This is a genomic window from Brevundimonas guildfordensis (genome assembly GCF_014836405.1).
Taxonomy (GTDB): Bacteria; Pseudomonadota; Alphaproteobacteria; order Caulobacterales; family Caulobacteraceae; genus Brevundimonas; species Brevundimonas guildfordensis.
On record NZ_JACSQU010000001.1, the window covers coordinates 224,208 to 236,058 of the forward strand.

General features: G+C 64.5%; 12 protein-coding genes. 5 read left to right on the top strand and 7 right to left on the bottom strand.

Features of this window, described 5'->3' with window-relative positions; all coding sequences use genetic code 11:
* Positions 1 to 9: 9 nt before the first annotated feature.
* From H9656_RS14295 to hmgA, 5 genes are all read right to left on the bottom strand, one after another.
* Positions 10 to 348: a DUF6880 family protein gene (locus H9656_RS14295; RefSeq protein ID WP_404821549.1), complete on the bottom strand. Its 339-nt coding sequence runs from the start codon at positions 346 to 348 to the stop codon at positions 10 to 12.
* 334 nt (positions 349 to 682) lie between these two features.
* Positions 683 to 829 carry a hypothetical protein gene (locus tag H9656_RS01035; RefSeq protein WP_191742462.1) on the bottom strand — a complete coding sequence of 49 codons (147 nt, stop codon included), beginning with the start codon at positions 827 to 829 and terminating at the stop codon, positions 683 to 685.
* Between the two features lie 658 nt (positions 830 to 1,487).
* Positions 1,488 to 1,610, bottom strand: a complete 123-nt coding sequence (locus H9656_RS14175; protein ID WP_263598604.1) for a hypothetical protein — start codon at positions 1,608 to 1,610, stop codon at positions 1,488 to 1,490.
* Positions 1,611 to 1,737: 127 nt separating this feature from the next.
* Positions 1,738 to 3,045: a fumarylacetoacetase gene (gene fahA, locus H9656_RS01040; RefSeq protein ID WP_191742463.1), complete on the bottom strand. Its 1,308-nt coding sequence runs from the start codon at positions 3,043 to 3,045 to the stop codon at positions 1,738 to 1,740.
* Complete coding sequence (hmgA, locus tag H9656_RS01045) at positions 3,042 to 4,379, bottom strand: homogentisate 1,2-dioxygenase (protein WP_191742464.1); 1,338 nt, start codon at positions 4,377 to 4,379, stop codon at positions 3,042 to 3,044. The genes fahA and hmgA overlap by 4 nt, the downstream gene beginning before the upstream one ends.
* 72 nt (positions 4,380 to 4,451) lie before the next feature.
* Here hmgA and H9656_RS01050 point away from each other — a divergent pair, with 72 nt between their 5' ends.
* Positions 4,452 to 4,922: a MarR family winged helix-turn-helix transcriptional regulator gene (locus tag H9656_RS01050; protein WP_191742465.1), complete on the top strand. Its 471-nt coding sequence runs from the start codon at positions 4,452 to 4,454 to the stop codon at positions 4,920 to 4,922.
* Positions 4,923 to 4,944: 22 nt separating this feature from the next.
* Here H9656_RS01050 and H9656_RS01055 read toward each other — a convergent pair whose 3' ends face one another.
* Positions 4,945 to 5,673 carry an IclR family transcriptional regulator gene (locus H9656_RS01055; RefSeq protein WP_191742466.1) on the bottom strand — a complete coding sequence of 243 codons (729 nt, stop codon included), beginning with the start codon at positions 5,671 to 5,673 and terminating at the stop codon, positions 4,945 to 4,947.
* Between the two features lie 174 nt (positions 5,674 to 5,847).
* On the opposite strand from H9656_RS01055, the gene H9656_RS01060 reads away from it, so the two are divergent.
* The 3 genes from H9656_RS01060 to H9656_RS01070 all read left to right on the top strand — a co-directional run bounded on the left by H9656_RS01060 (position 5,848) and on the right by H9656_RS01070 (position 11,080).
* Positions 5,848 to 8,193: a cytochrome P450/oxidoreductase gene (locus tag H9656_RS01060; protein WP_191742467.1), complete on the top strand. Its 2,346-nt coding sequence runs from the start codon at positions 5,848 to 5,850 to the stop codon at positions 8,191 to 8,193.
* Between the two features lie 80 nt (positions 8,194 to 8,273).
* Positions 8,274 to 9,581: an MFS transporter gene (locus H9656_RS01065; protein ID WP_318240582.1), complete on the top strand. Its 1,308-nt coding sequence runs from the start codon at positions 8,274 to 8,276 to the stop codon at positions 9,579 to 9,581.
* 89 nt (positions 9,582 to 9,670) lie between these two features.
* Entirely contained in the window at positions 9,671 to 11,080 is a 1,410-nt protein-coding gene (locus tag H9656_RS01070; RefSeq protein WP_191742468.1) for an alginate export family protein, read from the top strand.
* 177 nt (positions 11,081 to 11,257) lie between these two features.
* On the opposite strand, the gene H9656_RS01075 is transcribed toward H9656_RS01070, so the two are convergent.
* A complete protein-coding gene (locus tag H9656_RS01075; RefSeq protein WP_225212175.1) occupies positions 11,258 to 11,440 on the bottom strand; it encodes a hypothetical protein in 183 nt (60 codons plus the stop codon).
* Positions 11,441 to 11,480: 40 nt separating this feature from the next.
* Between H9656_RS01075 and H9656_RS01080 the strand changes: the two genes are divergently transcribed.
* On the top strand, positions 11,481 to 11,666 hold the full coding sequence (locus H9656_RS01080; RefSeq protein WP_225212403.1) for a helix-turn-helix domain-containing protein: 186 nt from the start codon (positions 11,481 to 11,483) through the stop codon (positions 11,664 to 11,666).
* Positions 11,667 to 11,851: the final 185 nt, after the last annotated feature.

The following is an 11,851-nucleotide window of genomic DNA, read 5'->3' on the forward strand; positions in this document are numbered from 1 at the left end:
GGCTCTTGGCTAAAAGCAGACTTCGGCAAGGTTTGCGTTTATTCGTCGATCCCTGGTTCCCCAGGATTCCGCCTCGGGATAACGCTGGGCCAGACGGGAGGTCCAGTCCGCAGACTTCGGGCGAGCCTGCCGAGCTTCCCGGTGCCGCGCCAGGACGAGGGCGGCCGCTTCCTTGTGAGTTGGCTGGTCCAACAGGAGGCGCATGGCGGCCTCGAAATCCGGGTGGCTGGAGGCGTGGGCGAAGGCCCGGTCCAGGGCCTCGACGTCGTCAAAGTCGGGCAGGCGCGAGAGGTAGTCACGCAGGACCGGCGCCGACAGGTCGCGTTTGAAGAAACACTTTCGCCAAATCCCTGAACGACTGGGTGCCCTCTAAGCCGGTGAAGTAGACGTGACCGATCCGGTGTTCGCGGTAGAGAAGAAGCTCGATCCGGGCGTTCAGCGCCGCAAGATCGATTGACAGCGTGACGAGAAAGCTTCCGTTCCACGCATTGCCACATCTAGAGGCGGGTAGAACAGTCGAGAGGCGCGGCGTGCACTCAGTTGGCGCGCTCTAGGCGCTGTTAACTGTAGCATGTCAGTGTGATGTCTCTCGAGGTCATCAACTCAGCAAGACGGATTCCGCTCAAAGAAGCCACAGAACGTGGGATAGTTCAGGATTTATGCCGGTGGCATGGAGGCGGCATCAAGCCAGCGGAATAATGAACATCTGGCTATAGCCGTTCCGATCATCGCTGATGGGAAAGGCTACAAAGTCTGCGCCAGCGTCGTCATTGGCCTGGCGCACCACGTCGTTGAACTCAGCGGCCCGTTTAGGGTTGCCGACCAGCAAGAAGCCGCCGTTGTCCCGCCGAACTTGGTAGGCGGGTGACGCTTCCAAGAGAATGTCGAGAAGTCGCCCCATAGGCGAAATATGACCATCGCTCGGCGAACCATGCAAGCTAAGCAATGGAAGGTAACCCCTAAGGAGGGGCGCGTGAGTAGAACTACCTGAGTGTTTTCGCCGGTGACTGTGGCCGCGTCGCGGCCGGGTGTCATGTGTTGTCGCGGTGATCGTTCTGTGCGGGCGCAAGTTCAAGCACCATCGCGTCTTGAGCATCTTCACTCGGTCGGGACGCACCTTGGGTGTTTCCATTGCCCACACTGGACCCACACTGGAAAGGCCCGCTCCCGCCCCAATGCTCTCCGAGCATACTATATCGGTGTGTCGGCTGTCCGACCGCAAGCGAGCCAGCAGCCTATCGACGGCTGCGGGTGAGCCTTCAAAAATCTGTATAATAGGCCCTCGGCGTAGGCGAGCACGTCTATGAACTCGAGCCGATGCCCCAAGAATCTGCGACAGGTTTGGCGGTGCTGCATCGAGACCGTTGATCAGCTACAGTAGATCACTCGCTTCCCGCGCATAACCCCGGTCCTCCCTTTGCGTCAAGGCTAAGAGAGACGCGCGTTCTGCAATCTGACGTCACCTTTGCAAGCGCAACCCGTCGCCATCAGAGCAGAGTCGCGGCCGCGGCTTCGGAGGCATTGTTCTTAAGCGCAGCGGCAGCGCCCCAGCGATAGGCGACAGACAGGCCGATGAAGAGGATGAAAAGCATCGCAGCGGCGATGGCCAACGTTCAAGTTCGCTCTGTCGTTCGTGTTGTCCATGATCCGGTCCGGGCGCCCACTATCAGACAGGCCGGCGTCCTGAAACGCTTCAGGCTGCCGGCCGTCTGCACGAAGAAAGGAAAATGGGCGTCATCAAGCCAGGGGCAGGGCCGGTTTGATGACGGCCTCGCAGGGGCCGAAGCCGATGGAGACATAGCCGTCAGCCTTGGCGCTGGCCGAGAAGGCTATCAGGTCGCCGTCCTCGGCGAAGGTGCGCGCGCCGCCGGGGATCTCGACCGGCTCCGCCCCGCCGCGGGTGATCTCCATCAGAGAGCCGAAGCCCGAGCGTTCCGGGGCCGAGATGGTGCCCGATCCGAGCAGGTCGCCGGGTTTCAGGTTGCAGCCGTTCGAGGCGTGGTGGGTCACGATCTGGGCGACGGTCCAGTACATGTTGGTCGCCGGGCCTTCGCTGAGCTGCACGGGCGCGGCGCCGTCCTTGCGCATGGCCTCGCTGCTGATGGAGACCTTGAGATCGATCGACAGCGCGCCGCCCGCCTGATCCGCCTCGTCCCAGATGTAGGGCAGGGGCTTGGGATCGCCTTGCGGGCGCGCTTTCTGGGCCACGAAGAAGGGCGCCATGGCTTCGATGGTGATGACCCACGGCGAGATCGTCGACATGAAGTTCTTGGCCAGGAATGGGCCGAGGGGTTGGTATTCCCAGGCCTGGAAGTCGCGCGCGGACCAGTCGTTCAGCAGGCAGAAGCCGGCGACGTGGTTCAGGGCGTCCTCGATCCTGATCGGCTGGCCCAGTTCGTTGCCAGCGCCGACCCAGACGCCGATTTCCAGCTCGTAGTCCAGCCGTTTGGTCGGGCCGAACGACGGCGCATCGGCGGTCGGTGCCTTGGTCTGGCCGTTGGGCCGCACAACAGGCGTGCCGGACGGGCGGATTGACGAGGCGCGGCCGTGGTAGCCGATCGGGACGTGCTTGTAGTTGGGCAGCAGCGGGTTATCCGGACGGAACAGGGTGCCCACGTTCATCGCGTGGTGGATGCCGACGTAGAAGTCCGTGTAGTCGCCGATATGAGCGGGCAGGTGCATGGTGCAGTCTGCGGCGGGGTGCAGTAGGGGGCGGACCTTTGCGGCGTTCGCCTCGTCGGTCAGCAGCGCCGACACGGCGTGTCGCAGTCTCAAGCGCTGGTCGGCCGGCAGCCCCATATAGGCGTTCAGCGTCTTGGCCTCCAGCGCCTCGGCCGGCTGACCGGCCAGCAGGCCTGCGTTGAACGCGGCGCGGACGTCCAGGATGAAGTCGCCGATGGCGACGCCGATGCGCGCGTCGCCGCCCTTGGGCGAGAAGGCGCCCAGCGGCAGGTTTTGGACGGGGAAGTCGGCATGGCCGTTGGCGCCCTCAACCCAGCTTTTCAGGTCCGGGGCGTGGGTATGGTCGATTTCTGGACGGCTCACGAGTGGGGATTTCCTTTTTCGAAGTTGGACCAGACGTCGTCGTAGTCCAGCTGCATGGCGGGGCTTTCCATGGCGAAGTCGGTCGTGCGGATCACGGCGCGGCTCTCGAACATGAAGGCCATGGTGTTTTCCTGCTTGTGCGGCTTCAGGTCCGCATTGACGGCGGCGTTGTAGCTGGCCTGATCGGGGCCGTGGCCGCTCATTTGATTGTGCAGCGAGGCGCCGCCGGGCGAGAAGCCATCGGCCTTGGCGTCATAGGCGCCGGTGATCAGCCCCATGAACTCGCTCATGACGTTGCGGTGGAACCACGGCGGGCGGAAGGTGTGCTCGGCCACCATCCAGCGCGGCGGGAAGATGACGAAGTCGCAGTTGGCCGTGCCTGGCGTGTCGGTCGGGCTGGTCAGAACGGTGAAGATCGACGGATCCGGGTGGTCGAAGCTGACCGTGTTGATAGTGTTGAAGCGACGCAGGTCGTAGCGATAGGGGGCCAGGTTGCCGTGCCAGGCCACGACGTCGAATGGCGAGTGGTCCAAGGTCGTGGTCCACAGCCCGCCCTGGAACTTTTGAACCAGCTCGACCGGCTGGTCGACGTCCTCATAGGCCGCGACGGGCGTTTCGAAATCCCGAGGATTGGCCAGGCCGTTGGCGCCGATGGGGCCCAGATCCGGCAGGCGGAGCAGGGCGCCGTAGTTTTCGCAGATGTAGCCCCGCGCGCTGGCGCCCTTCAGCTCGACCCGCATGCGCACGCCGCGTGGAATGACCGCGATCTGCTGCGGCTCCAGGTCGATCACGCCGAACTCGGTGACGATGGTCAGCTCGCCCTGTTCAGGCACGATCAGCAGCTCGCCGTCGGCGTTGAAGAAGACGCGCTCCATGGAGCGGTTGCAGGCGTAGACGTGGATGCCGATGCCGCTGCCGGTCCCGACGTCGCCGTTGCCGCCATAGGTGACGATGCCGTCGATGAAATCGGTCGGCTCGCTTGGAATCGGCAGGGGATTCCAGCGCATGCGGTTGGGCGAGGGCGGCCGCTGGAACGGGGCCGTCTCCAGCCGGGTCTTGACCTCATAAGGCTTGAATGCCCCGTGGTTGGCCGAGGGCCGAAGGCGATAGAGCCAGCTGCGGAAATTGTGCAGGCGCGGCGCGGTGAAGGCCGTGCCGGACAACTGTTCGGCATAGAGACCGAAGGGGGTCTGTTGCGGCGAGTTCTGGCCGACGGGCAGGGCGCCTTCAATCGCCTCGGAGGCGAAATGGCTGCCGAAGCCGGTCAAATAGACGCGCTGGTTCGAGCCGTTGACGGCCCCGGACGGTGGGGTGGTCGAGGTCTGAACGTTCATGTGCATCCGTCCCTATTTAGTTTCATTTGAAACCAGTTTGACGCCGGCTCCTGAGGGTGTCAACTGTCGGTCATGAGCCCGACGCCCGATTTCCGCCTCGACGACTTCATCCCCTACCTCTTGTCCGTAGCGGCCAATGCGGTCAGCGACGCGGTGGCCGCTGCCTATCGGATATCGCATGACCTGAGCACGCCGGAATGGCGGCTGATCGCGGTCCTCGCCGAGGATGGCGGGCTGACGCCCCAGGCTATCGGGCGTCGCACGCGCATGGACAAGGTGACTGTCAGCCGGGCCTCGGTCAGCCTGCTGGAGCGCGGGTTCGTGCGTCGCGCCCCAAATCCGGTTGACCAGCGATCGCATATCCTGAGCCTGAGCGCCTCAGGCTTGAGCGTCTATCATGAGGTGGCGCCCCTGGCGCTGAGGGTTCAGGAGCAGATACTGGAGGGGTTCAGCCCCCAGGAGATCGAGTCGCTGTCGCGGCTTCTGGTTCGAGCCGAAGCCGCCGCCACGGTCTCTGACGAGAGTCGAAAAGCGACCCGCTGACGCATGAGGCGCAGGCTCACATTTATTTGAGCAGCTCGGACAAGGTCCTGGCGCAGGCCATGACATGCTGGCGGGACGCCTCGATATCGAGGTTGTTCAAGGCCACGACGCCGACGCTCGCTTCCACGCCCCCGAAAATGGCGCCCGGCATGACCACAGGGCTCGCCACGCCTACCGCCCCGGGCTGGAGCTCGCCGATCGAAATGCTGACCCCTTCGGCGCGGGCCCGGATGACGGGTTCGCTGTCGTCGGCGGACGGTGGACGGCTGGACAGGATGGCGTGGCCGGCGGCCCCGCGCGTCAGCGGATGGCGGCTGCCGACCTTATAGGTGACATGTAGGACGCTGGCGTCGGCGTCGACCACATCGATCGGCACGCAGTCCTGACCATCGGCGATGGAAATAAAGGCGGATGCCTTGGTTTTGTTGGATAAATCCTGGAGCAAAGGCCTTGCGATCGACCGCAGTTGCGGTGCGAAACGGGACGACAGCGGCAGGACGCCAGGGCCCAGGAAATACTTCCCCCCGGGCGCCTTCATCACCAGCCCGTGCAATTCCAGCGTCCGCACCAGCCGGTAGGTGATGGCGCGATGCAGGCCCATGCGCACGGCCAGCTCCGCGACGGTCAGGCCTTCCATGGCCTGCGATACGGCGTGCAGCGCCGTCAGCCCGCGGTCCAGAGTCTGGACCACGTTCGGGTCTTTTTCGGCCTCTTTGGCGGCGTTTCCGACAGTCGCCTGACGTGGAGCCATGCCGAGCGAATCCTTTCCTCTAGGGGCGTCTCGATGACCTAGCACGCCGCGGTGTTCGCGACGCATCCGACGCAAACCTCTTGACACCGTCCAGGCGATGCGTTCGATTTTAGAGCATACAAGCTCGATAAACGAGCATCTAGTCATGAAAGGGAGATCATGGACGGACACAACATGATCAGCGCTGACGCTAAATCGGCCGGATGCCCGTTCAGCGGCGCGGCGCCCGCTCCGGCTGTGGATGCGTCGGCGACGGCGCGGTGCCCGTTCGACGCGACTCCCGAGACCTTCGACATGTTCGAGGGGCCGTATCAGATCGATCCGGCTGAAGCCCTGCGGTGGTCCCGCGACCGCGAGCCGGTCTTCTTCAGCGAAAAGCTGGGCTACTGGATCGTCAGCCGATACGAGGACGTGAAGGCGGTGTTCCGCGACAACGTCACCTTCTCGCCGTCGATCGCGCTCGAGAAGATGACGCCCAACTCGGCCGAGGCGAACGCGGTCCTCAAGAAATACGACTACGGCATGAGCCGTACCCTGGTGAACGAGGACGAGCCGGCGCACATGCAGCGCCGCCGCGTCCTGATCGACTCCTTCCTGCCCGAGAACCTGATCCACCATGAGGACATGGTTCGTCGCGTGACCCGCGAATGCGTGGACCGTTTCATCGACAGCGGCGAGACCGACTTGGTCAAGTCGATGCTGTTCGAGGTCCCCCTGACGGTGGCGCTGCACTTCCTGGGCGTGCCCGAGGAAGACATGGAGACGCTGCGGAAATACTCGATCGCGCACGTGGTCAACACCTGGGGCCGGCCGACCGTCGATGAACAGGTCGCGGTGGCCGAAGCCGTAGGCAACTTCTGGAAATTCTCGGGCGAGGTGCTCGATAAGATGCGCAAGGATCCGTCGGGCAACGGCTGGATGGAGTATTCCCTCAGGGTGCAGAAGGAGATGCCGGAGGTCGTCACCGACTCCTATCTGCACTCGATGATGATGGCGGGCATCGTCGCTTCGCACGAAACCACGGCCCACGCCTCGGGCAACGCCTTCCGCCTGATGCTGGAGAACCGATCGGCCTGGGAAGCGATCTGCGCCAATCCCGCCCTGATCCCCAATGCGGTGGAGGAATGCCTGCGCTTGTCGGGCTCGGTCGTGGCCTGGCGTCGTCTGGCCTTGAAGCCGGCGGTGGTCGGCGGCGTGGAGATCCCCGAAGGCGCCAAGGTGATGGTCGTCCAGGCCTCGGCCAACCACGACGAACGCTTCTTCGAGAACGCCGACGTGCTGGACATCTATCGCGAGAACACCACCGATCACCTGACCTTCGGCTACGGCAGCCACCAGTGCATCGGCAAGAACCTGGCGCGGATGGAGATCCGCATCTTCTTCGAGGAACTGACCAAGCGTCTGCCGCACATGGAGATCGTGGCGGATCAGGAGTTCCACTACCTGCCGAACACCTCTTTCCGCGGCCCCGACAATCTGCTGGTGCGCTGGGATCCAGCCAAGAACCCCGAGCGCGCCAGCCCCGATCTGCTGGAAAGCCGTCTGCCGGTGAAGATCGGCCCGCCGTCCAAGCAGGACCTGACGCGCGAAATGGTCGTGGCGGGCATCGAACGCATCGGCGAGAACGTCCTGGGCGTCACGCTCAAGGACCCGAAGGGCGCGAGCCTGCCGCGCTGGAGCCCGGGGTCGCACATCGACTTCGAAATGGGCGACTACAGCCGAAAATATTCGCTGTGCAGCGAACCCTCGGCCGACACGCTGAACGTCGCCATTCTGCGCGAAGACAGAGGGCGCGGCGGATCGCTCTATTTCCACCAGAATCTGAAGGAAGGGCTGACGGTCCGCATTCGGGGGCCCAAGAACCACTTCCGCCTTAAGGAAGACGCCGCCAGCTACGCGTTGATCGCGGGGGGTATCGGCATTACTCCCATCATCGCCATGGCCGATCGCCTGAAAGCTCTGGGCAAGCCCTACCGCGTTCACTACGCTGGACGCGCCCGCGCCAACATGGCCCTGGTCGAGCGCCTGCTGCGCGACCACGGCGACGTCGCCACGCTTTACTGCGCCGACGAGCAGCGCCGCCTTAGCCTTGCCGAGTTGATCGACGCGCTGCCGCAGGACGGACACGTCTATGCCTGCGGCCCGGAGGAGCTTCTCGCCGAGCTTCAGTCCAGGATGGAGGCCGCGCCTGACCGTCTGCACGTCGAGCACTTCTCGGCCGTCGGCACGGGTTTGGATCCGGACAAGGAGACGGCCTTTGAGGTCGAGCTGGCCGACAGCGAGCGCACCCTTACGGTGGCGGCGCACGAAACCCTGCTGGACGCGCTCGAAGCCGCCGGCATCGATGTTCAGAGCGACTGCCGCGAAGGCCTGTGCGGCAGCTGTGAGGTCCGTCTGCTCGAGGGCGAGGCCGATCACAGGGACAAGGTTCTGACGGCGGCGGAGCGGGAAGAGGGCGGTCGCCTGATCTCGTGCTGCTCGCGAGCCCGCGATGGCGGGCGACTGGTGCTCGCCCTCTAAAAGGCGCGCGCCCAACAATAAGAAACTGACAACAAGTTCATCAAAAAGTGCGGCCGGTTCGCCGGGCCGGGGAGACCCTAGTGAAACGCGTTAATCTCATGGTGGCGAGCACAGTCGGCACCACATTGGAATGGTACGACTTCTTCGCCTTCGCCATGTGCGCGGTGCTGGTGTTCGACAAGCTCTTCTTCAGCGCGGCGGACCCCTTCATGGCCACGCTGCTGGCGCTGGGCACCTTCGCGGCGGGCTTTCTGGCCCGCCCGCTGGGCGGCGTCATCTTCGGCATTCTGGGCGATCGGATCGGCCGTAAGAAGGTTCTGGTCGTCAGCCTGCTGATGATGGGTTTCGGCACCTTCGCCGTCGGCCTGCTGCCCACCTACGCCACCATCGGTATAGCGGCGCCCATTTTGTTGCTGGTACTGCGCATCGTTCAGGGCATCGCCGTGGGCGGCGAGGCGACGGGCGCTATCCTGATCATCGCCGAATCCATGCCGTCGCGACAGCGCGCCTTCTGGACCAGCTTCACCATGTTCGCCGGCCCCCTGGCCAATGTGCTGGCCGCCGTCGTCATCCTGATCATCCAGCGCATGTTCGGCAGCGACGGCTTCCTGGAATGGGCCTGGCGCGTGCCCTTCTTCCTGTCGGCGCTTCTGATCTTCCTGGGCTTCTGGACCCGCCGCCGGGTCGAGGAATCTCCCGAGTTCGTCGAGCTGGCATCGAAGCGCGAGACGGTCGAACACGCGCCCCTGAAGGAAGCCTTCACCAGCCAGTGGCGTCGCATGCTGACAGCCTTTTTCCTGAAGGCGTCCGAGAACACCTTCCTCTACATCTTCAGCACCTTCCTCGTCCTGATGGCGACGACCTATCTGGGCTTCGAGCGCGGACCGGTGATGACCGCCCTGCTGTGGGCCTCGCTGTTCGAGGTTGGGGTCGTGCTCATCGCCGCCCTTGTCGCGGACCGCATCGGCCGTCGTCCTGTCCTGCTGGTCGGCTTGTTCCTATCGGCCATCACCAGCTTCGCCCTGTTCACGCTGAAGCCGGCGGAGACCACCCAGATGGAGCTGCAACTGTTCACCATGCTCTGCATGGGCTCGCACGGCATCATTCTGGGCGCCATGGCCGCCTTCATGGCTGAGCTGTTCCCGACCCGCATCCGCTTCACCGCCCTGTCGACTAGCTATCAACTGGCGTCGGTGGCGGGGGGCTCGATCGCTCCCATCTTGGGCGCGATCCTGCTGAAGGTGACCGGCAGCGGTCTCGCGGTCGCCGTCTATGCAGCCGTGATGTCCATTCCCGCGCTGATCGTGGTCTTCCGCACCCCGGAAACGCGAGACAACCCCGCGCTTGATGCGGTGGCTCCGGTAAGCCCGAGCGCTGCAGCCCACTGATCGCTGCTCGCCTTTTCCCCGATGGCCTCAGGGCGGTCGGGGAAGGGACGGCTCGCTCCAGCACAACGAATAAGAACGAGGAAACCCCTATGGCGACCACCTTCTGGCGGCGTGCGACTTCGTGCGCCCTGAGCCTCCTGGCCACCTGCGCCCTGACTCCCCTGGCTCACGCTCAGGACGGAGCGGCCCGGCCCGTCGTTTTCGCGCCCCTGCCTTACGACGACGACTTCTCCTATCTGGCCGACCCGGCGCTGCACACCACGCCCTGGGCGAGGCTGAAATACATCCCCGTCGGAGGGCAGGCCTATCTGACCCTAGGCGGGGAGGCGCGCCTGCGCACCGAAACCCGCGAGCACCTTAACTTCGGCCGCGGCGTCGAGGATGACGGGTTCGACTTCCAGCATCGTCTGCGACTGTGGGGAGACCTGAACCTGACGCCGAACCTGCGGGTCTATGGCGAAGTGCAGGCCACCGGCACTAACGGCGACAATGTCCCCACGCGCAACCCGGTCGATCATAACGACATCGAGGGCCACCAGCTCTTGGTCGAATACGCGGGTGACTATGGCGACGATGGCCGGTTCTTTATTCGCGGCGGGCGCCAGGAGATCGCGCTGGGCAAGGGTCGGCTTATCGATCCGCGCAATGGGCCCAACACCCGTCGGGCCTATGACGCCCTGCGCTTCCAGACGACGCGAGGCGACTGGCGTCTCGGCTTGATCGGCGGCCAGACGGTGCGGGACCTGGACGGCGCCTGGGCCAATGAGAGCAACAGCGACTTCAACTTCCTGACCGTTCACGCCGCGCGCAAGATGGACGGGGCTCTAGGCCAGGGGGAGATCGAGTTTGTTTACATCCATACCGACCAGGAGGCGGCGCGCGTTTCCGACTTCATCGGCGAGCGCGACACCTATTCGCTGCGCGTGGCCGCGAAGAAGGGCGCCCTTACCTATGACGTCGAAGCCATGCTGCAGGACGGCGAGACGGCTGCGGGCCAGGATGTCGAAGCCTGGTTCGTCGGCTTCGAGGGGGGCTATCAGCTGCCGGGAGCGTGGAAGCCGCGGATCGGCGCCCGCGTCGACGCCGGGTCGGGCGATGATGACGCCAGCGACGACAAGGCGCAGGGATTCGACGCCTTGTGGGGGCGAGGCCAATCGTTCACCACAGAGTTCGGCTATACCAACATGGTCCAGGCCGGTCTGAACCTGAACCTCAATCCGATCCCCAGGCTGAACGCGAACCTGGGCGTGACCACCCTGCGCCGTCTGTCGCGCGACGACGGCGTCTACAGCCTGGCCCCCGCCCTGATCCGGGGCGCCGACGAAGGGCAATCTCGCGACGTCGGCCTTCGCACCACGGCCCGCGTTGACTACGACTGGGACAGCCATCTCTCCACCGGCTTCATGGTCAACCATGTCTCTGCGGGCGACTTTCTGAAAGAAACCGGCGACGGAAAGGACCTATTCTACACGTCGGTCTTCGTCACTGCCCGTTTCTAGAGCGAAATCCCTTCGCTGCGTCGGAAAATGGCCTGGATCTAAACGGGCGACGAGGCTCGGCGCCAATGTCCGCACCACGTGCATTGCAGCCCTTGGTGCTGAAAGGCAGAACGGCCCAGGCGTCATTTAATGCGAGGCGGCCAGGCGGCCTGAGGAGGCTGCCTGGCTCAAATGGCGTCAGGCCGCGAGGATTTCGTCGGCCGGACCGAAGAACTCATAGTGAATGCGGTCCTCGGACACGCCGGCGGCCCGCAGGTCGGACACCCGGGCGCGGAGGAAGGGGCGCTGGCCGCACAGGTAGTAGTCCGCAGTCCCGCTAGGGGTCCAGGCCAGCACGTGCGCGCCCTGACGACCGCTCATCCGCGCGCCCGGGCGTCTCGGGGAGGACGGCTTCGATCTGGTGCATTGCGGCAATTGTATCATCGCGCCCGCCTGCGGCCTGACAGGCGCTCTGCACCAGGCCCTGGCCGCCTTTCTGACGGTGCTGGACGGTTACACTCTGGAGAGCCTGCTCGCCCAACGCCTGGACATAACCGGCCTGTTCGAGCGTGCTGGTCCGGTGGAACTTTCAGCCGAGAACCGCTGAGTTCGGGGTCAGCGTAGGGGACAAGTTGATGCGCGACCGCTGCCGCGAGCAAGCCGCGGGTCCAGCATCTTCATATGCTGGCCGCTTGGGATAGGACGATTCGATATCCGGTGGTTGCGACGCGATCTCATGCCGCTCGCGCGCGAGAGGGTTCCGTCACGGCAGCAGGCTGCCAGCGGCGGGAC